Annotated in this window: 12 protein-coding genes, 5 tRNA genes, 3 rRNA genes and 1 riboswitch; of the genes, 17 read left to right on the plus strand and 3 right to left on the minus strand. The window is 46.9% G+C overall.

The window, feature by feature from the left end; translation table 11 throughout:
- Window positions 1-68: 68 nt before the first annotated feature.
- From acuI to fadB, 3 genes are all read right to left on the minus strand, one after another.
- Window positions 69-1,049 (minus strand): acrylyl-CoA reductase (NADPH), encoded by a 981-nt coding sequence (gene acuI / locus QMY49_RS14790; RefSeq protein ID WP_283312180.1) that lies wholly within the window; start codon window positions 1,047-1,049, stop codon window positions 69-71.
- A 266-nt stretch (window positions 1,050-1,315) separates the two neighbouring features.
- Window positions 1,316-2,491 (minus strand): acetyl-CoA C-acyltransferase FadA, encoded by a 1,176-nt coding sequence (gene fadA, locus QMY49_RS14795; protein WP_283312182.1) that lies wholly within the window; start codon window positions 2,489-2,491, stop codon window positions 1,316-1,318.
- A gap of 14 nt (window positions 2,492-2,505) precedes the next feature.
- Window positions 2,506-4,677 carry a fatty acid oxidation complex subunit alpha FadB gene (fadB, locus tag QMY49_RS14800; protein WP_020195207.1) on the minus strand — a complete coding sequence of 724 codons (2,172 nt, stop codon included), beginning with the start codon at window positions 4,675-4,677 and terminating at the stop codon, window positions 2,506-2,508.
- A gap of 268 nt (window positions 4,678-4,945) precedes the next feature.
- Between fadB and QMY49_RS14805 the strand changes: the two genes are divergently transcribed.
- The 17 genes from QMY49_RS14805 to thiS all read left to right on the plus strand — a co-directional run bounded on the left by QMY49_RS14805 (window position 4,946) and on the right by thiS (window position 20,475).
- Window positions 4,946-5,569, plus strand: a complete 624-nt coding sequence (locus tag QMY49_RS14805; protein ID WP_005440863.1) for a YigZ family protein — start codon at window positions 4,946-4,948, stop codon at window positions 5,567-5,569.
- Between the two features lie 46 nt (window positions 5,570-5,615).
- Window positions 5,616-7,073 carry a TrkH family potassium uptake protein gene (locus QMY49_RS14810; RefSeq protein WP_005451087.1) on the plus strand — a complete coding sequence of 486 codons (1,458 nt, stop codon included), beginning with the start codon at window positions 5,616-5,618 and terminating at the stop codon, window positions 7,071-7,073.
- A gap of 9 nt (window positions 7,074-7,082) precedes the next feature.
- Window positions 7,083-7,610, plus strand: a complete 528-nt coding sequence (gene hemG / locus QMY49_RS14815) for a menaquinone-dependent protoporphyrinogen IX dehydrogenase (protein ID WP_005451088.1) — start codon at window positions 7,083-7,085, stop codon at window positions 7,608-7,610.
- 451 nt (window positions 7,611-8,061) lie between these two features.
- Window positions 8,062-9,613: ribosomal RNA gene (locus QMY49_RS14820) — 16S ribosomal RNA — on the plus strand.
- 89 nt (window positions 9,614-9,702) lie between these two features.
- Window positions 9,703-9,778, plus strand: a tRNA-Glu gene (locus QMY49_RS14825).
- A gap of 2 nt (window positions 9,779-9,780) precedes the next feature.
- A tRNA-Lys gene (locus tag QMY49_RS14830) sits at window positions 9,781-9,856 on the plus strand.
- Between the two features lie 9 nt (window positions 9,857-9,865).
- A tRNA-Ala gene (locus tag QMY49_RS14835) sits at window positions 9,866-9,941 on the plus strand.
- A gap of 35 nt (window positions 9,942-9,976) precedes the next feature.
- Window positions 9,977-10,052: transfer RNA gene (locus QMY49_RS14840), tRNA-Val, on the plus strand.
- 264 nt (window positions 10,053-10,316) lie between these two features.
- A 23S ribosomal RNA gene (locus QMY49_RS14845) occupies window positions 10,317-13,206 on the plus strand.
- Between the two features lie 92 nt (window positions 13,207-13,298).
- A 5S ribosomal RNA gene (rrf, locus tag QMY49_RS14850) occupies window positions 13,299-13,415 on the plus strand.
- The 16S, 23S and 5S rRNA genes sit together here with 5 tRNA genes alongside, the layout of an rRNA operon.
- A gap of 68 nt (window positions 13,416-13,483) precedes the next feature.
- Window positions 13,484-13,560, plus strand: a tRNA-Asp gene (locus QMY49_RS14855).
- 293 nt (window positions 13,561-13,853) lie between these two features.
- A complete protein-coding gene (locus QMY49_RS14860; RefSeq protein ID WP_009696767.1) occupies window positions 13,854-15,236 on the plus strand; it encodes a multicopper oxidase family protein in 1,383 nt (460 codons plus the stop codon).
- A gap of 123 nt (window positions 15,237-15,359) precedes the next feature.
- Window positions 15,360-15,743, plus strand: a complete 384-nt coding sequence (gene crcB, locus QMY49_RS14865; protein WP_005430379.1) for a fluoride efflux transporter CrcB — start codon at window positions 15,360-15,362, stop codon at window positions 15,741-15,743.
- Window positions 15,744-15,804: 61 nt separating this feature from the next.
- Window positions 15,805-15,903, plus strand: a riboswitch (TPP riboswitch).
- 163 nt (window positions 15,904-16,066) lie between these two features.
- Window positions 16,067-18,007 (plus strand): phosphomethylpyrimidine synthase ThiC, encoded by a 1,941-nt coding sequence (gene thiC / locus QMY49_RS14870; RefSeq protein WP_009696769.1) that lies wholly within the window; start codon window positions 16,067-16,069, stop codon window positions 18,005-18,007.
- Window positions 18,007-19,422, plus strand: coding sequence for a thiamine phosphate synthase (locus tag QMY49_RS14875; RefSeq protein ID WP_283312188.1), 1,416 nt, complete (start codon window positions 18,007-18,009; stop codon window positions 19,420-19,422). The genes thiC and QMY49_RS14875 overlap by 1 nt, the downstream gene beginning before the upstream one ends.
- A complete protein-coding gene (locus tag QMY49_RS14880) occupies window positions 19,409-20,182 on the plus strand; it encodes a HesA/MoeB/ThiF family protein (RefSeq protein ID WP_283312190.1) in 774 nt (257 codons plus the stop codon). The genes QMY49_RS14875 and QMY49_RS14880 overlap by 14 nt, the downstream gene beginning before the upstream one ends.
- 38 nt (window positions 20,183-20,220) lie before the next feature.
- Window positions 20,221-20,475 (plus strand): sulfur carrier protein ThiS, encoded by a 255-nt coding sequence (gene thiS, locus QMY49_RS14885; protein WP_009696772.1) that lies wholly within the window; start codon window positions 20,221-20,223, stop codon window positions 20,473-20,475.
- Window positions 20,476-20,479 lie beyond the last annotated feature (4 nt).

A 20,479-nucleotide genomic window follows, 5' to 3' on the forward strand; every position in this document is an offset into this window, starting at 1 on the left:
CCAAAAATCGAAATAGCAAAAAGCCGGGCAATGACCCGGCTTTGTTTATTCTATCGAAGAGTTAACGCTTATAACTTGATAACCACACGACCAGTTACTTGACCGTTTATGATGTCTTCAGCGTATTTTGGTGCTTCTGCTAGCTCTACTTCAGTACAAGCTTGCTCGAAGTAGCTGTCTGGTAGTAGTTCTACCAATTTTTCCCATGCTGCAGTACGTTTTTCAAATGGGCATGAAACAGAATCCACACCTTGTAGACGAACGTTACGTAGAATGAATGGCATCACTGTCGTCGGTAGATCGAAGCCACCTGCAAGACCACAAGCTGCGACTGCACTGTTGTAATCCATTTGCGCCAATACTTTTGCTAGCACTTTGCTGCCTACGGTATCAACCGCACCTGCCCATACTTGCTTTTCAAGCGGACGTGCTGGTTCTTCAAACTCAACACGGTCGATGATGCGGCTAGCTCCTAGCTTTTCTAGTAGCGGACCATTTTGTTCAACACGACCTGTCACGGCTGCCACTTTGTAGCCAAGCTGTGCTAGAAGCGTCACAGCTACTGAGCCTACACCGCCACTTGCGCCAGTTACTAGGATTTCACCATTTTCAGGTTTGATGCCTGCATCAAGCAGTGCTTGAACACACAGCATGCCAGTGAAACCAGCAGTACCAACCATCATGGCTTTCTTGCTGTCCAGACCTTTTGGTAGTGGTACTAGCCAATCCGCTTTTAGACGAGCACGTTGAGACATACCGCCCCAATGGTTTTCACCCACACCCCAACCAGTAAGAACAACTTTGTCGCCTGCTTGGTAGCGGTCGTCTTCTGAGCTTACTACCGTACCTGCTAGGTCAATACCCGGCACCATCGGGAAGTTACGGATGATTTTACCTTTACCTGTAATTGCAAGACCGTCTTTGTAGTTCAACGATGAGTAATCAACGTCAATCAGAACGTCGCCTTCAGGCAGTTGTGTTTCATCGATTTGCTCGATGCTAGCGATAGTACGTTTGTCTTCTTGATTTAGAACTAGAGCATTAAACATAAGGTTCTCCGATTGTGCGGTAGCGTGACTCTGGGTCACATGCAGCAAGATATCAACTGCTGCTAAGTGTATGTCTTCTTTGTCTATGAATAAAATGAAACTTGAGCATTTAATGTATGCTTTTTGTGCATATAAGCAATATTTAGCGTAAAACAAAGGGCGACATCAGATGTCGCCCTTAAGTGTAATACTAAAAAATTTCAGTATTGGTTCATTTGCTCGTGACTGTTGAATTGATCACTACAACCTAGCGTTTCTTAAACAGACTATGGTCGTTCAAATACAGTCGCAATACCCTGACCTAAACCAATGCACATGGTTGCGAGACCGTATTTCGCATCTTTTGCTTCCATTAGGTTGATTAACGTCGTTGAGATACGTGAGCCAGAACAACCAAGCGGGTGACCCAATGCAATTGCGCCACCGTTAAGGTTGACCTTCTCATCCATAACATCAAGCAGACCTAAGTCTTTAGCACATGGTAGAGATTGCGCTGCAAATGCTTCGTTTAGCTCGACCACATCCATATCTTCAATTGAAAGACCTGCACGCTTGAGCGCTTTTTGCGTCGCAGGTACAGGACCGTAACCCATGATTGAAGGATCGCAGCCCGCAATGGCCATACCTTTAATGCGTGCTCGAATCTTCAAGCCAAGTTCATTAGCTTTCTCTTCACTCATGATCAACATCGCTGATGCACCATCAGACAGCGCCGATGATGTACCGGCTGTTACTGTGCCGTTGGCTGGGTCGAAAACAGGACGAAGTTGAGATAGACCTTCAACGGATGTTTCAGGGCGAATCACTTCATCGTAATCTAGAGTGAACAGCGTGCCGTCAGCCGCATGACCTTCAGTTGGTAGGATTTCGCTTTTAAAACGACCCTCTACGGTTGCAGCATGTGCACGAGCATGGGAACGCGCAGCAAACTCGTCTTGTTGCTCACGGCTAATGCCATGCAGCTTACCAAGCATTTCAGCGGTTAAGCCCATCATGCCTGCTGCTTTTGCAACTGTCTTGGACATACCTGGGTGGAAGTCCACGCCGTGGTTCATTGGTACATGTCCCATGTGCTCAACACCACCAATTAGGCAGATTTCAGCGTCACCTGTCATGATGGCACGTGCACCATCGTGAAGCGCTTGCATTGATGAACCACACAAGCGGTTCACCGTCACGGCGCCAATCTCAATTGGTAGACCAGCAAGTAGCGCCGCATTACGTGCCACGTTAAAGCCTTGCTCTAGTGTTTGTTGTACACAGCCCCAGTAGATATCTTCAATCTCGCTTGGGTTTACTTGTGGGTTACGTGCAAGAATACCTTTCATTAGGCGCGCAGATAGATCTTCTGCTCGCGTATGACGGAAAGCACCACCTTTAGAGCGACCCATTGGAGTACGTAGACAATCGACTACGACAACATTTCTTGTTTGATTAGTCATTTTAGAATCCCTCCTTAGATAGAACCTTGCTGTTGTGCACCGTAAAAGCTTTCACCTTTCGCCGCCATATCAATCAGCATCTGTGGTACTTGGTACATAGCACCGAGCTCTGAGTATTGTTTTGCCATTGCAACAAACTCAGCAATACCTACGCTATCTAGGTAGCGGAATACGCCACCGCGGAATGGAGGGAAGCCAAGACCGTAAACCAGTGCCATATCCGCTTCTTGTGGAGTGGCAATGATGCCTTCTTGTAGACACAGTACCACTTCGTTGATCATCGGAATCATCATACGTTGAATGATGGTCTGTTCGTCAAAGTCCTGTTTATCGGCACAAACGTCAGCGAGTACCGGCAAGATTTCTTCAGAGAAGGTTTTCTTAGGCTTACCTTTTCTATCAATGGTGTAGCTGTAGAAGCCATTGCCATTCTTCTGGCCGTATTTATCTGCTTCGAACAGCGCATCTATTGCGTCACGACCTTGTTTGCCCATACGCTCAGGGAATCCTTGTGCCATAACGGCTTGTGCGTGGTGAGCAGTATCAATACCAACAACATCGAGCAAGTATGCAGGTCCCATCGGCCAGCCAAATTTACGTTCCATGATTTTGTCGATTTTCGTAAAGTCAGCGCCATCGCGAAGTAGCATGCTGAAGCCACCAAAGTATGGGAACAATACGCGGTTTACAAAGAACCCAGGGCAGTCATTAACGACAATTGGTGATTTGCCCATTTTCGCTGCGTACGCAACAACGCGATTTATGGTTTCATCAGAGGTATGTTCACCACGGATGATCTCAACAAGAGGCATGCGGTGCACTGGGTTGAAAAAGTGCATGCCACAGAAGTTTTCTGGGCGTTTTAGCGATTTTGCCAACAGGTTGATAGGAATTGTCGAGGTGTTTGAGGTAATAACGGTATCGTCACCGACATGCGATTCGACTTCACTCAAAACTGCTGCTTTTACTTTCGGGTTTTCTACTACGGCTTCAACAATCACGTCTGATTCTTCGATGCCTGCGTAATGTAGGCTTGGTGTGATAGACGCCAAAATACCAGCCATCTTAAAGCCATCAATACGACCACGAGATAAGCGTTTATTTAGCAGCTTAGATGCTTCCGTCATGCCTAAATCGAGTGAAGGTTGCGCGATATCTTTCATTAACACCGGTACGCCTTTTAATGCAGATTGGTAGGCGATGCCGCCGCCCATAATGCCCGCACCAAGCACAGCCGCACGTTGCGTGTCTTTACTCGCTGACTTCGCTGATTTTTTAGCAAGCCCTTTGATGTATTGGTCGTTGAGGAACAAGCCAACCAGTGATTTTGCTTCTTCAGACTTAGCCAGTTTTACGAAGTGCTTACGTTCAATGTCGAGTGCTTCGTTACGAGCGAAACGAGCGCCTTCTTCAATAGTAATAACGGCTGTCATTGGAGCGGGGTAGTGAGGACCCGCTTTTTGTGCCACCAGACCCTTCGCCATGGTAAAGCTCATCATTGATTCAAGCTTACTTAGCGTTAGAGGTGATGTCTTTTGCTTGCGACGAGCTTGCCAGTCCAACTTCTCGTTGATTGCCGAGGTCAGTGTCTTGAGTGCTGACTCGTAAAGTGCGTCGCTATCAACAACCGCATCCAGAAGACCAATCTTTAACGCTTCATCCGCACGACACGCTTTACCTTGAGTGATCACTTCCATTGCGCTGTCGGCGCCAATAACACGTGGCAGACGTACACAACCACCAAAGCCCGGCATGATGCCCAGTTTTGTTTCTGGTAGGCCGATGCTGGTGGTCTTGTCACCAATTCTCATGTCGGTTGCAAGTACGCATTCACAGCCGCCACCTAACGTGTGGCCTTTTAGTACCGAGATAGTTGGGACAGGCAAGTCTTCCAGCTTATTGAAGATGCTGTTAGCAAATTGTAGCCACTGATCGAGTTCAGCGTCTGTCTTAGCGAAAAGACCTAAGAATTCGGTGATATCAGCGCCAACAATGAACGCGTCTTTATCTGAGGTGAGCATCAAGCCCTTCAGTCCTTGGTGCGCTTTTAGTGCATCAAGGGCTTTGTCGAGTGACTCTAGTGTCGCTAGGTCGAGCTTGTTAACGGATTTTGGAGAGCAGAAGCTTAGTTCTGCAATACCATCTTGTACTTCCTTTACCTGTAGGGTTTCGGCTTGGTAAATCATTGTCTATCTCCATGACATACAATCTTGGATTGTCTGTATACCAATTTGATGCGGGCTGAGCGCCTGTAGGGCAGCAAATAGATATAGAGGAAAGTCGTTTTATTTATTGTTCTGGTTAGACCAGTGAAGTTAGTTTGGACTTCGGACTGGTTAATTTCAATACATTTTTTAAACAAGTGTTTAACATTGTGCGCTAAGGCAGATCTTATGCGACTCACAATCACCTCTCGTGATAGACTTTAGACAAAGAGAAAAGTGACTTAATCCTATGAATGACCTGCCTTATCTGATTCCTGCTCAGCCTGCTCAATTTGAAGAAGAGATCAAAAAGAGTGTCTTTATTACTTACTTAGCACATACGCCAAGCGTGGAAGCGGCGAAAGCATTCGTTGAGCAGATCAAAACCAAGCATGCTGATGCAAGACACAACTGCTGGGGATTTGTTGCTGGTCGACCAGAAGATTCGATGAAGTGGGGCTTTAGTGATGATGGAGAACCTTCAGGGACAGCAGGTAAACCAATCCTTGCTCAGCTGTCTGGCTCTGGAGTTGGAGAGATTACCGCTGTAGTGACTCGATATTCTGGCGGCATTAAGCTTGGTACAGGTGGTTTGGTCAAAGCCTATGGTGGCGGCGTGCAACAAGCGCTCAAGCTGCTTCAAACAATTGAGAAAAAAATAACCACAAAACTCCGACTAGAGTTAGACTATGGGTTTATGCCTATCGCACAGTCGCTTATGCCCCAGTTTGGTGCGGTTGAAGTGGATGCTGAATACAGCGATCAGGTGGTATTAGTGGTGGAAATTGAGCTACGTGAAGTGAGCGCGTTTACCCAAGCTATCATCAACAAAAGTGGTGCAAAGGCAATTGTCACCCCACTAGACGGACAATAATGAAAAATAGGAAGCCACAGGGACAGCTTCGCTAGTCAATCAATCCATGCAATTTCGTTCAATTATTCGAATCGTCGGGCTATTGCTCGCACTTTTTAGTGTCACAATGCTCGCGCCTGCGCTAGTTGCGCTTATCTATCGAGATGGTGCGGGTGTACCTTTTGTCACGACTTTCTTCGTACTTCTTGTATGCGGTGGGATCTGTTGGTTCCCAAACCGCAGGCACAAACACGAGCTTAAAGCGCGTGATGGCTTCCTTATTGTTGTTCTTTTCTGGACTGTACTTGGCAGTGCTGGCTCTATCCCTTTTCTGATCTCAGATAACCCCAATGTATCTGTGACTGACGCTTTTTTTGAGTCCTTCTCTGCTTTAACGACAACAGGTGCGACGGTGATCGTCGGGCTCGACGAGTTGCCAAAAGCGATTCTCTTTTATCGCCAACTTCTACAGTGGTTTGGCGGTATGGGTATCATCGTATTGGCGGTAGCCATTCTTCCTGTTCTTGGTATCGGTGGTATGCAGCTGTATAGAGCTGAAATACCAGGACCAGTAAAAGATACTAAGATGACCCCACGTATTGCTGAGACAGCAAAAGCACTGTGGTACATCTACTTGAGTTTGACTATCGCATGTGCCGTAGCATTTTGGCTAGCAGGCATGACGCCGTTTGATGCCATTAGTCATAGCTTCTCCACGATTGCCATCGGTGGTTTCTCTACGCACGATGCCAGCATGGGCTATTTCGATAGTTATGCCATTAACATGATTACCGTTGTCTTCTTGTTAATCTCGGCATGTAACTATTCTTTGCACTTTGCCGCGTTTGCGTCTGGTGGCGTGCATCCTAAATACTATTGGAAAGACCCAGAGTTTCGCGCGTTTATCTTTATTCAAGTGGTTCTGTTCTTGGTTTGCTTCTTATTATTATTGAATCATCACTCGTATGACTCTCCTTATGATGCCTTCGACCAAGCCTTGTTCCAAACTGTGTCAATCTCTACTACTGCAGGTTTTACTACAACCGGCTTTGCTGATTGGCCGTTGTTCTTGCCAGTGTTGTTATTGTTCTCTTCTTTCATCGGTGGTTGTGCTGGTTCGACTGGTGGTGGCATGAAAGTGATCCGTATTCTGCTACTGACCTTACAAGGTGCTCGTGAGCTGAAGCGTTTGGTGCACCCTCGTGCGGTGTACACCATCAAAGTGGGTGGCAGTGCGCTACCGCAGCGTGTTGTTGATGCGGTTTGGGGATTCTTCTCTGCGTACGCGCTCGTATTTGTGGTTTGTATGCTGGGGTTGATTGCGACTGGCATGGATGAACTAAGTGCGTTCTCGGCGGTAGCTGCGACTCTGAACAACCTCGGTCCTGGCTTAGGGGAAGTAGCACTTCACTTTGGTGATGTTAATGACAAAGCAAAATGGGTATTGATTGTTTCTATGCTGTTTGGTCGTTTGGAAATCTTTACCTTACTTATTTTACTTACGCCGACGTTTTGGCGCAGTTAAGGGGAAATTGTGGCAAAAGCATTATTTCTATATTCTTCCCGAGAAGGGCAGACTAAAAAAATTCTCCACTATATAGATGAGCAGCTATTAGAGTTCGATTGCGAGCTGGTGGATTTACATAGTGTAGAGACGATTGATTTCAGCCAATACGACAGAGTATTGATTGGAGCCTCTATTCGTTATGGTCATCTTAATAAGAAGCTGTACCAGTTTATTGAGCGAAACCTCAATCAACTTGAACAAAGTAAAGTGGCATTTTTCTGCGTAAACCTAACTGCTCGCAAAGAAGACCAAGGAAAAGATACGCCAGAGGGTAGCGCTTACATTCGTAAGTTCCTGACCAAGTCGCCTTGGAAACCAATCTTAATTGGTGTTTTTGCTGGTGCTCTTTATTATCCTCGTTATGGTTGGTTCGACAAAACTATGATTAAGTTCATTATGTCGATGACTGGGGGCGAAACCGATACGACCAAAGAAGTGGAATACACCAATTGGGAAAAAGTGGCTCTTTTCGCAGATAAATTCAAAGAACTGTAGAAATAACGTGCTCTTTTGAACGCTTTTGATGCAAATTTATCCGAACGATAAAAAAATCAAAAAAAACGAGAAAAAGGGCTTGCCAATGTGATCGCAATCTCTATAATGCCACCTCGCTGACACGGCAACGCTTCGAAAGAAACGAGGTCAAGTTAGCAAGCCAATTAGCCAAGCGGAAACGCTTGATAAAAAGTTTGAAAAAAGTGATTGACACTAAACTTTAACTCGCTAAAATGGCCATCCGATTTGAGCAAAGCTCAATAGGAAAGCTCTTTAACAATATAGACCTATCAATCTGTGTGGGCACTCGTTGATGATAATCCAATTAGATACTTCGGTATCAAATTAGGTTTCAATGAAACGAAGTGACCATTGAATCGAAAGATTCAGCACAGTCAATTCAAACATTACTTATGTAATGTTCAGTATTCATTGAGCCGAACAAAATCTTAAATTGAAGAGTTTGATCATGGCTCAGATTGAACGCTGGCGGCAGGCCTAACACATGCAAGTCGAGCGGAAACGAGTTATCTGAACCTTCGGGGAACGATAACGGCGTCGAGCGGCGGACGGGTGAGTAATGCCTAGGAAATTGCCCTGGTGTGGGGGATAACCATTGGAAACGATGGCTAATACCGCATAATACCTTCGGGTCAAAGAGGGGGACCTTCGGGCCTCTCGCGTCAGGATATGCCTAGGTGGGATTAGCTAGTTGGTGAGGTAATGGCTCACCAAGGCGACGATCCCTAGCTGGTCTGAGAGGATGATCAGCCACACTGGAACTGAGACACGGTCCAGACTCCTACGGGAGGCAGCAGTGGGGAATATTGCACAATGGGCGCAAGCCTGATGCAGCCATGCCGCGTGTGTGAAGAAGGCCTTCGGGTTGTAAAGCACTTTCAGTCGTGAGGAAGGTAGTGTAGTTAATAGCTGCATTATTTGACGTTAGCGACAGAAGAAGCACCGGCTAACTCCGTGCCAGCAGCCGCGGTAATACGGAGGGTGCGAGCGTTAATCGGAATTACTGGGCGTAAAGCGCATGCAGGTGGTTTGTTAAGTCAGATGTGAAAGCCCGGGGCTCAACCTCGGAATAGCATTTGAAACTGGCAGACTAGAGTACTGTAGAGGGGGGTAGAATTTCAGGTGTAGCGGTGAAATGCGTAGAGATCTGAAGGAATACCGGTGGCGAAGGCGGCCCCCTGGACAGATACTGACACTCAGATGCGAAAGCGTGGGGAGCAAACAGGATTAGATACCCTGGTAGTCCACGCCGTAAACGATGTCTACTTGGAGGTTGTGGCCTTGAGCCGTGGCTTTCGGAGCTAACGCGTTAAGTAGACCGCCTGGGGAGTACGGTCGCAAGATTAAAACTCAAATGAATTGACGGGGGCCCGCACAAGCGGTGGAGCATGTGGTTTAATTCGATGCAACGCGAAGAACCTTACCTACTCTTGACATCCAGAGAACTTTCCAGAGATGGATTGGTGCCTTCGGGAACTCTGAGACAGGTGCTGCATGGCTGTCGTCAGCTCGTGTTGTGAAATGTTGGGTTAAGTCCCGCAACGAGCGCAACCCTTATCCTTGTTTGCCAGCACTTCGGGTGGGAACTCCAGGGAGACTGCCGGTGATAAACCGGAGGAAGGTGGGGACGACGTCAAGTCATCATGGCCCTTACGAGTAGGGCTACACACGTGCTACAATGGCGCATACAGAGGGCGGCCAACTTGCGAGAGTGAGCGAATCCCAAAAAGTGCGTCGTAGTCCGGATCGGAGTCTGCAACTCGACTCCGTGAAGTCGGAATCGCTAGTAATCGTGGATCAGAATGCCACGGTGAATACGTTCCCGGGCCTTGTACACACCGCCCGTCACACCATGGGAGTGGGCTGCAAAAGAAGTAGGTAGTTTAACCTTCGGGAGGACGCTTACCACTTTGTGGTTCATGACTGGGGTGAAGTCGTAACAAGGTAGCGCTAGGGGAACCTGGCGCTGGATCACCTCCTTATACGATGATTATTCACGATGAGTGTCCACACAGATTGATACGGTTTATAAAGTAAAGAGAGGAAGAGTTCCCAAACTCTTCAATCCAGTGTCCCGTTCGTCTAGAGGCCTAGGACACCGCCCTTTCACGGCGGTAACAGGGGTTCGACTCCCCTACGGGATACCATTGGGTCGTTAGCTCAGTTGGTAGAGCAGTTGACTTTTAATCAATTGGTCGCAGGTTCGAATCCTGCACGACCCACCATTTCTCGATGGGGCTATAGCTCAGCTGGGAGAGCGCCTGCCTTGCACGCAGGAGGTCTGCGGTTCGATCCCGCATAGCTCCACCATTCGAGACGTCTACCACGAGACGTAAAACTAATGTGGGCGATTAGCTCAGTTGGGAGAGCACCTGCCTTACAAGCAGGGGGTCACTGGTTCGAGCCCGGTATCGCCCACCATCTTTAAGCGCATTCGATGAGTGCTTTTAAAAATGGTTACTTCATTAGAAGTGATTAGCTCTTTAACAATTTGGAAAGCTGACAAAACAAACTTTTAAGTTTGTTTGTAAAGTTCTCAATGTTTGTCTTTATGACAAACACCAATACAACACATTCAAGTGTTCTTGGAATTTGAGTCCGGCAAAATCGAGTCTGCATCATGTATAAAAATTGCAGACAACTTTGGTGACTTGTTCATCAACTCGAAACTCCTTCGGGTTGTATGGTTAAGTGACTAAGCGTACACGGTGGATGCCTTGGCAGTCAGAGGCGATGAAGGACGTATTAACTTGCGATAAGCCCAGATTAGGTAGTAAAAACCATTTGAGTCTGGGATTTCCGAATGGGGAAACCCACTAGCATAAGCTAGTATCGCTGCGTGAATACATAGCGCAGCGAGGCGAACCGGGGGAACTGAAACATCTAAGTACCCCGAGGAAAAGAAATCAACCGAGATTCCGAAAGTAGCGGCGAGCGAAATTGGACTAGCCCTTAAGCTTTTTATGCGTCAGGTGAAACTTCTGGAAAGTTGTGCGATACAGGGTGATAGCCCCGTAACCGGCAACGCATTTAAAGTGAAATCGAGTAGGGCGGGACACGTGATATCCTGTCTGAATATGGGGGGACCATCCTCCAAGGCTAAATACTACTGACTGACCGATAGTGAACCAGTACCGTGAGGGAAAGGCGAAAAGAACCCCTGTGAGGGGAGTGAAATAGAACCTGAAACCGTGTACGTACAAGCAGTAGGAGCACCTTCGTGGTGTGACTGCGTACCTTTTGTATAATGGGTCAGCGACTTATATTCAGTGGCAAGGTTAACCATCTAGGGGAGCCGTAGGGAAACCGAGTCTTAACTGGGCGTTCAGTCTCTGGATATAGACCCGAAACCAGGTGATCTAGCCATGGGCAGGTTGAAGGTTGAGTAACATCAACTGGAGGACCGAACCGACTAATGTTGAAAAATTAGCGGATGACTTGTGGCTAGGGGTGAAAGGCCAATCAAACCTGGAGATAGCTGGTTCTCCCCGAAAGCTATTTAGGTAGCGCCTCGGACGAATACTACTGGGGGTAGAGCACTGTTAAGGCTAGGGGGTCATCCCGACTTACCAACCCTTTGCAAACTCCGAATACCAGTAAGTACTATCCGGGAGACACACGGCGGGTGCTAACGTCCGTCGTGGAGAGGGAAACAACCCAGACCGCCAGCTAAGGTCCCAAATTACTACTAAGTGGGAAACGATGTGGGAAGGCTCAGACAGCCAGGATGTTGGCTTAGAAGCAGCCATCATTTAAAGAAAGCGTAATAGCTCACTGGTCGAGTCGGCCTGCGCGGAAGATGTAACGGGGCTAAGTAGTAAACCGAAGCTGCGGCAATGTACTTTAGTACATTGGGTAGGGGAGCGTTCTGTAAGCGGTTGAAGGTGTGTGGTAACGCATGCTGGACGTATCAGAAGTGCGAATGCTGACATGAGTAACGATAAAGGGGGTGAAAAACCTCCTCGCCGGAAGACCAAGGGTTCCTGTCCAACGTTAATCGGGGCAGGGTAAGTCGACCCCTAAGGCGAGGCCGAAAGGCGTAGTCGATGGGAAACGGGTTAATATTCCCGTACTTCTTACAATTGCGATGGGGGGACGGAGAAGGCTAGGTGGGCCTGGCGACGGTTGTCCAGGTTCAAGTGCGTAGGCTTAAGAGTTAGGTAAATCCGGCTCTTTTTAAGGCTGAGACACGACGTCGAGCTACTACGGTAGTGAAGTCATTGATGCCATGCTTCCAGGAAAAGCCTCTAAGCTTCAGATTGTAAGGAATCGTACCCCAAACCGACACAGGTGGTCGGGTAGAGAATACCAAGGCGCTTGAGAGAACTCGGGTGAAGGAACTAGGCAAAATGGTACCGTAACTTCGGGAGAAGGTACGCTCTCGACGGTGAAGTCCCTTGCGGATGGAGCTATTGAGAGTCGCAGATACCAGGTGGCTGCAACTGTTTATTAAAAACACAGCACTGTGCAAAATCGTAAGATGACGTATACGGTGTGACGCCTGCCCGGTGCCGGAAGGTTAATTGATGGGGTTAGACTTCGGTCGAAGCTCTTGATCGAAGCCCCGGTAAACGGCGGCCGTAACTATAACGGTCCTAAGGTAGCGAAATTCCTTGTCGGGTAAGTTCCGACCTGCACGAATGGCGTAATGATGGCCACGCTGTCTCCACCCGAGACTCAGTGAAATTGAAATCGCTGTGAAGATGCAGTGTACCCGCGGCTAGACGGAAAGACCCCGTGAACCTTTACTACAGCTTGGCACTGAACATTGACCCTACATGTGTAGGATAGGTGGGAGGCTTTGAAGCACGGTCGCTAGATTGTGTGGAGCCGTCCTTGAAATACCACCCTTGTAGTGTTGATGTTCTAACGTCGACCCCTAATCGGGGTTGCGGACAGTGCCTGGTGGGTAGTTTGACTGGGGCGGTCTCCTCCCAAAGCGTAACGGAGGAGCACGAAGGTGGGCTAATCACGGTTGGACATCGTGAGGTTAGTGCAATGGCATAAGCCCGCTTGACTGCGAGAATGACGGTTCGAGCAGGTGCGAAAGCAGGTCATAGTGATCCGGTGGTTCTGAATGGAAGGGCCATCGCTCAACGGATAAAAGGTACTCCGGGGATAACAGGCTGATACCGCCCAAGAGTTCATATCGACGGCGGTGTTTGGCACCTCGATGTCGGCTCATCACATCCTGGGGCTGAAGTCGGTCCCAAGGGTATGGCTGTTCGCCATTTAAAGTGGTACGCGAGCTGGGTTTAGAACGTCGTGAGACAGTTCGGTCCCTATCTGCCGTGGGCGTTGGAAGATTGAAGGGGGCTGCTCCTAGTACGAGAGGACCGGAGTGGACGAACCTCTGGTGTTCGGGTTGTGTCGCCAGACGCATTGCCCGGTAGCTAAGTTCGGAATCGATAACCGCTGAAAGCATCTAAGCGGGAAGCGAGCCCTGAGATGAGTCTTCCCTGATACTTTAAGTATCCTAAAGGGTTGTTCGAGACTAGAACGTTGATAGGCAGGGTGTGTAAGCGTTGTGAGGCGTTGAGCTAACCTGTACTAATTGCCCGTGAGGCTTAACCATACAACACCCAAGGGGTTTTGATGGACTCGATGTAAGAACATTGAATGTGTGTAAGTAGAATTTAAAATCAGTTTTCCGAATTAAAGAATTTGCTTGGCGACCATAGCGATTTGGACCCACCTGATTTCCATTCCGAACTCAGAAGTGAAACGAATTAGCGCCGATGGTAGTGTGGGGCTTCCCCATGTGAGAGTAGGACATCGCCAGGCTTGTATTTTATTTTCATTTTTTATGAAAAAGTGAAGACAAAAACTTAGACTTTAGGTCTAACCAGTGCGGAGCGGTAGTTCAGTTGGTTAGAATACCGGCCTGTCACGCCGGGGGTCGCGGGTTCGAGTCCCGTCCGCTCCGCCACTTATTTAGAAACCCAGTCTTCGGACTGGGTTTCGTCGTTTCTAGAGTCTTCAATTTCCTACTTGCTTTAGCCTTATTTACCATTAAGTTCCCTCTTTCTCAAACCGATCTCTTTTACTTCTTTATTATATGTGTGTAGGTGCTTACTACCTTTTTAGTGCCTATTAAATATGGATCTTCATTTATATTCCTGACCCTAAGCATCATAAGTGCACATATTTAAAAGATAACTGAGAATCATTATTAATATTTAGTTACACTCACATCAATTGGAATAATGAGTGACTAAATACATGGATATATCTCGTCGACGCTTTCTTCAATCTTCCTTAGCGATCTCTGCGCTTACCGTTCTGCCTGCATGTTCTCTATCTAAGAGCACTAACAAACAAGGTCAGCATATATACGATATCACTGCAGAGCCTTCTACTGCTGAATTGGTACCAGGGTTTACCACGGATGTACTTGCGTTTAATGGCTCGATTCCAGCGCCTACGATTCGTTGTCGTCAAGGCGAGAAAGTTATTATTCGGTTTACTAACAAGCTTTCTGAGCCGACTACAATCCACTGGCATGGCTTGCGAATCCCTATTGAAATGGATGGTGTCCCTTTCTTGAGCCAGCCGCCTATTATGCCGGGTGAAACATTCGTTTATGAATTTACACCACCAGATGCGGGCACATTTTGGTATCACCCACACATGAATAGCGTTAAGCAACTTGGGATGGGCTTAGTTGGGCTAATCATCGTTGAAGAGGCGGAGCCTGTTCAGTTTGATGAAGAGCATGAAGTCGTCCTCAAGCATTGGCATTTAGACAAACAAGGACAGTGGAAGAACCTTATGGTACCTCGCTTAAGCGCTCGTATGGGAACCCCCGGAGAGTGGAGTAGCGTTAATGGTGTTCATGAGCCTGTTTATATGCTGAAGCAGAATGCTACCACGCGATTAAGAATTGCTAATGTCGATAACACCATTACTTACCCGATCGCTATAGTAGGCGCAGAGGCTTGGGTTATTGCTATAGATGGTAATCCTGTTAAAACGCCTTATAAGCTCACTCAGCACAAAATTGGTCCAGGAATGAGGTTAGATGTTGGATTGATTGCTCCGAAGGCTGGAGAACGTGTTTATGTGCGTCAAATGAAAGGACGTTTCCCATTTTCTTTGTGTGAGTTTGATATTGTTGAGTCTGACCTGCCGGGTAATCAGAAACTGCCTTTATTGCCTCTCAACCCTGTGCCAGATCTTGATTTGGAAAATGCGGAACAAATTGATTATGTGTTTGAATGGGAGGGGGCGGTCACTCCTGCCGATAAATCGGGCAAAGCGATACCTAAGTTTTGGTTAATGAATAAACGAGCTTGGGAGGGAATGAGTAAAGATAATATTCCAGCACCGCTTTCAACATTGGAGCTCGGAAAAACTTATATTTTCAACCTTAAGAACGTCACCCAATATCATCATCCTATTCACCTTCATGGGCACACGTTTACTGTTCTTGAGTTAGATGGCAAAAAACTCGATGAACCGTTTCATACCGATACGGTCTTACTTGGAAAAAATGGCAGTGCGAAAGCGGCATTTGTTGCAGATAACCCAGGGCGTTGGATGTACCATTGTCATGTGATCGAACACATGAAGACGGGGTTGATGGGTTATATTGAAGTAAAGTGACTCCTGTAACTTTTTAAATCTTGATAAGTTTTAAGCGCTATACTTTGCTGAATTCTAAGATTGTATAATCACTATTACCGTAAATTTGATTACAATGTCGCCATTAACTTTTCTGGGGGAATTATGGGACAACTATCCGTTTTGGGTTTTATTGCATTGGGTGGTGCATTTGGTGCATGTTCTCGGTACTTAATTTCTGAACTTTGTGTGATGCTACTCGGTCGTGGCTTTCCGTACGGTACCTTAACCGTGAACGTCGTTGGCTCATTTATTATGGGTCTACTGATTGCTGCGTTTGAAACGGAGTTGATGGTCACTGACCCATGGCGTCAAATCATCGGTCTTGGCTTTTTGGGCGCATTAACTACATTCTCTACTTTCTCGATGGATAACGTGTTGCTTATGCAGCAGGGCGCTTTCTTTAAGATGGGATTGAACGTACTACTGAATGTCGTGTTAAGCATTTCAGCTGCGTGGATTGGTTTCCAATTATTGATGCGTAGCTAGCAAAAATACTCAAATCTTAATCAGGTCGGCTTGGTTTAACCAAGCCGTTTTTATATACTGATTTTACTTGTCGGAGTGCCATAAGGCTGAGACCGTTAATTCGGGATCCGTTGAACCTGATCAGATTAGAATCTGCGAAGGGAACAAGAGAAGATATCTACACCAGTTCTACCTGGTCGACCTATCAAATAGTCGAATGTTGTTATAGACGAAGAGCACTCGCTCAACTTGTCTTTAATTCGATTCCTCTTGTCGCATCTATCCGCCAAGCATTTTTATCCCAATACTTTTTATCTAAGCATAACAAAGCAAGGAAAAATGCTATGTCGAGTCGCAAGCAAGCGAGACTGGAAGCAAAACAGTTCATTGATACACTCTCGGTACAACCGTACCCAAATTCAAGCAAAGTCTACGTAGAAGGTTCACGTCCCGATATTCGTGTGCCAATGCGTGAAATATCACTCGCTGATAGCCTTATTGGAGGCACAAAAGAGGCGCCTATTTTCGAGCCTAATGAGCCAGTCCGCGTTTACGATACCTCGGGTGTATACACAGATCCAGAACACACCATAGACCTCTACAACGGCTTACCTAAGCTGAGAGAAGGATGGATTGAAGAGCGTGCCGATACTGAACTACTTGATGAAGTAAGCTCGGTATACACCAAAGAGCGCTTAGAAGATGAAACGTTAGACGATCTTCGTTACGGTAATCTACCACGTATTCGACGTGCCAAAGATGGGCTGTGTGTGACTCAGTTACACTATGCTCGCAAAGGCATTATTACCCCAGAAATGGAGTACATCGCCCTACGTGAAAATATGGGACGTGCTCAATACCGCGATGAAGTGCTGAATCAACAACATCCGGGTCAAAGCTTCGGAGCGAATCTTCCAAAAGACATTACCGCCGAGTTTGTGCGTAAAGAAGTCGCCGAAGGTCGCGCGATTATCCCTTCTAATATCAACCACCCAGAATCCGAACCAATGATCATTGGACGTAACTTTTTGGTCAAAGTGAATGCCAATATCGGTAACTCATCGGTCACTTCTTCGATTGAGGAAGAAGTAGAGAAGTTAGTATGGGCAACGCGCTGGGGTGGCGATACCGTTATGGATCTCTCTACTGGACGTAATATTCACGAAACTCGCGAGTGGATTCTGCGTAATAGTCCGGTTCCGATCGGTACTGTACCTATGTACCAAGCGCTTGAGAAAGTGAATGGTGTGGCGGAAAACCTTAACTGGGAAGTGATGCGCGATACTCTGATTGAGCAAGCAGAGCAGGGCGTTGACTACTTCACTATTCATGCCGGTTTACTACTTCGCTATGTGCCAATGACAGCAAAACGCGTTACTGGCATCGTTTCTCGTGGTGGTTCTATCATCGCGAAATGGTGTTTAGCGCATCACCAAGAAAGCTTCTTATATACCCACTTCCGAGAGATCTGTGAAATCTGTGCTAAGTACGATGTCGCACTATCTCTCGGTGATGGTCTGCGTCCTGGTTCGGTTGCAGATGCTAACGATGAAGCGCAATTTGCAGAGCTTCGTACCCTTGGTGAGTTAACCAAGATTGCGTGGGAATACGACGTACAGGTGATTATCGAAGGTCCTGGTCATGTTCCAATGCATATGATCAAAGAGAACATGGAAGAGCAGTTAGAGCACTGCCATGAGGCTCCTTTCTACACCCTTGGTCCACTGACTACAGACGTTGCTCCTGGTTATGACCATATTACTTCAGGTATTGGCGCTGCGATGATTGGTTGGTATGGCTGTGCGATGCTTTGTTATGTAACTCCTAAAGAACACCTTGGCTTACCGAACAAAGAAGATGTAAAGGTAGGTATGATCACTTACAAGCTTGCTGCGCACGCCGCTGATTTGGCGAAAGGACACCCTGGTGCACAAGTTCGTGATAACGCGCTTTCTAAAGCTCGCTTCGAGTTCCGCTGGGAAGACCAATTCAACTTGTCGCTCGACCCCGATACCGCTCGTGCCTTCCATGATGAAACCTTGCCTCAAGAGTCTGGAAAAGTTGCTCACTTCTGTTCGATGTGCGGACCAAAGTTCTGCTCCATGAAGATTTCGCAAGAAGTCCGAGAATATGCGAAAGACACTGAGCAAGTTGCTGCGGACCAAGCTATCTCGATCAAAATGCTAGATGATCCTCTTGAGGGGATGCGTCAGAAATCGCAAGAATTTAGAGACACAGGTTCTGAGTTATACCACCCAGCAGCACATGCCGAGGTAAGTGACTGATGAGCAAAATCCTTATTCCGTCATCATTGATTGAACTAACAGGTTTAGTTCAACAATGTTTGTTGTTGGCGAAAGAACAGGGTTTTAGCATAGAAGACGTTGAGTTGGGTGTGAGCCCAACTCAATCTATTCAACTTGTTCGCAACCAACAGACCACACGCATAACGACAGATCTTATTGATGGTTATGACTCTGAGCATGAGAGTTCATTGGTGCTCTATTACCGCTCTGCTTTATCAGTAGAAGCGTGTGCTAAGCAACCGTCGAAAGCGATTTATATTGGCATTGCTGATACGCAGGTATCCGATGAAAAGGAGAAAGAGCTTCAGCTTGATATCTGGCGTCACCCAATTAACAACGAAGTGAGAGCGCTTTCCGTTAAGTCCAAATTCAACGCAATGTTCGATCCCGAACATCACCTTGCTTGGACTGTAACGCTGACAGTACTCGATTTTCCTATCGAAGATGCGTTAACACTTGCTCGAGGAATGCTAACTCAACAAGCGAATGTTTCACGTGAAACACTGTTGAATGACAACCTTGACGAGGGAAGATCTACTCAGTGGGCTGACCAATTTGATGATTTCCCCACGCCTGTACTGGAGGATAACCGACTAGGTATTCAAGTTGGTTGGTCTGCACAAGGCGAGAGCGTTAGCTTTCCAACTCTAACTAAGCAAAGTCTAGGGCTCTATCCAGTCGTTGATGATGTTGCTTGGATTGAGCGTCTACTGCCACTAGGCATCAACACTATTCAACTGCGAATCAAGAACCCACAACAAGCCGATTTAGAACAACAGATTATTCGAGCAATTGAGCTAGGTCGTCAGTATCAAGCACAAGTGTTCATCAATGACTATTGGCAGTTGGCAATCAAGCATGGCGCTTATGGTGTTCACCTAGGACAAGAAGACATAGAAGAATCGAATTTAGCTCAGCTAACTAAAGCGGGTATTCGTCTTGGTCTTTCTACGCATGGTTATTACGAACTACTGCGCATCGTACAAATTCATCCTAGCTACATCGCACTAGGGCATATTTTCCCAACCACCACAAAACAGATGCCATCGAAACCACAAGGTTTGGTGCGCTTGGCTCTGTATCAAAAGTTGATTGATAGCATTCCTTATACAAATACAGAGGCTGCTTTCAGACCTGCAAAAGACAAAGCAGTTAGTGACCATGTGCTTGGCTTTCCGACGGTCGCGATTGGTGGTATTGACCAATCTAATGCAGACCAAGTTTGGCAAACAGGTGTTTCTAGTTTGGCAGTTGTGCGTGCTATTACGTTGGCAGAATCACCTCAGTCCGTCATCGAGTTCTTCGCACAACTGATGAAGGAAAGACAGCTAACGTTTACTGATCAGAATAGTGAATTGGCGCATAACAAGAGAGGCGAGCATGCTCACGGATAAGCAGTTTCTTCGCTATCAGCGCCAAGTCGCTCTGCCTGAAATTGCCGAAATTGGGCAAGAGCGTTTGAGCAAATCGCATGTGCTGGTCATCGGTTGTGGTGGGCTAGGGAGCGCTGCGAGTTTGTACTTGGCGTCAGCGGGCGTTGGTAAATTGGTTGTGGTCGATGACGATGAAGTTGATAGCAGTAACCTACAACGTCAGATCATTTATCGCGAACAAGACCTCCAAGTTGCGAAAACAAAAGCGACTGTAAAGCAACTGACTGACCTTAATTCTATGGTTCAAACTCGTGCTCTCAATAAGCGATTGGACAAAGCACAGCTTCAGCTTGAGGTGATGCTAGCGGATGTGGTGCTCGACTGCACCGATAACATGCCAACGCGTCAACTAATTAACCAAGTTTGTTTCGAGCAAAACACGCCGCTCATCTCGGCGGCGGCAATTGGTTGGCAAGGGCAATTCGCTGTCTTTGATTATCAAACGCAGATTGAACAAGAAGCAGAGAGTAAAGCCTGTTACCGCTGTTTGTATCCGTTCGACGAATTACCGCAAACGCAAAAGTGCAGTGACAGCGGTGTCGTCGGTCCGGTGGTGGGCACACTTGGCAACTACCAAGCGATAGCGGCAATTCAAAAACTGGCGACGGGAAAGTTTCATGTTGAGACTGCTAAGTTACATCTGTTTGATGGATTGAAAATGCAATGGCAAACCATGGCGATAAGCAAAGACAAACAGTGCCAAGTGTGTGCTCAGATTTAGTTTACGAGTAATGGACAGAATTAAGAGAGTTGGAAGCAATGACGTTATCAGAACAACAAGCGACACAAATGACCGCTGCTGACTTAGATATGATCACTATTGTCATCAATGACCAGTCACATCAAGTCGCCAGTAAGTCGAATCTACAGCAAATCATTAGTCAATTTACGCTGCCTGAAATGGGCTGTGTTTTTGCAATTAATAACAATGTTGTGCCGCGCAGTGAGTGGGCTAGCACAGTTCTTTCACAAGGAGATAGCATCTCTTTGTTTCAAGCGATCGCAGGGGGTTAAAGTC

The sequence above is a fragment of the Vibrio harveyi genome (assembly GCF_030060435.1).
Lineage (GTDB): Bacteria > Pseudomonadota > Gammaproteobacteria > Enterobacterales > Vibrionaceae > Vibrio > Vibrio harveyi.

Bases quoted from the DNA above. Each gene is read 5' to 3' on its own strand.
- acuI (WP_283312180.1), bottom strand. From the start codon at position 1,049: ATGTTTAATGCTCTAGTTCTAAATCAAGAAGACAAACGTACTATCGCT.
- fadA (WP_283312182.1), bottom strand. From the start codon at position 2,491: ATGACTAATCAAACAAGAAATGTTGTCGTAGTCGATTGTCTACGTACT.
- fadB (WP_020195207.1), bottom strand. From the start codon at position 4,677: ATGATTTACCAAGCCGAAACCCTACAGGTAAAGGAAGTACAAGATGGT.
- QMY49_RS14805 (WP_005440863.1), top strand. From the start codon at position 4,946: ATGAATGACCTGCCTTATCTGATTCCTGCTCAGCCTGCTCAATTTGAA.
- QMY49_RS14810 (WP_005451087.1), top strand. From the start codon at position 5,616: ATGCAATTTCGTTCAATTATTCGAATCGTCGGGCTATTGCTCGCACTT.
- QMY49_RS14860 (WP_009696767.1), top strand. From the start codon at position 13,854: ATGGATATATCTCGTCGACGCTTTCTTCAATCTTCCTTAGCGATCTCT.
- crcB (WP_005430379.1), top strand. From the start codon at position 15,360: ATGGGACAACTATCCGTTTTGGGTTTTATTGCATTGGGTGGTGCATTT.
- thiC (WP_009696769.1), top strand. From the start codon at position 16,067: ATGTCGAGTCGCAAGCAAGCGAGACTGGAAGCAAAACAGTTCATTGAT.
- QMY49_RS14875 (WP_283312188.1), top strand. From the start codon at position 18,007: ATGAGCAAAATCCTTATTCCGTCATCATTGATTGAACTAACAGGTTTA.
- QMY49_RS14880 (WP_283312190.1), top strand. From the start codon at position 19,409: ATGCTCACGGATAAGCAGTTTCTTCGCTATCAGCGCCAAGTCGCTCTG.
- thiS (WP_009696772.1), top strand. From the start codon at position 20,221: ATGACGTTATCAGAACAACAAGCGACACAAATGACCGCTGCTGACTTA.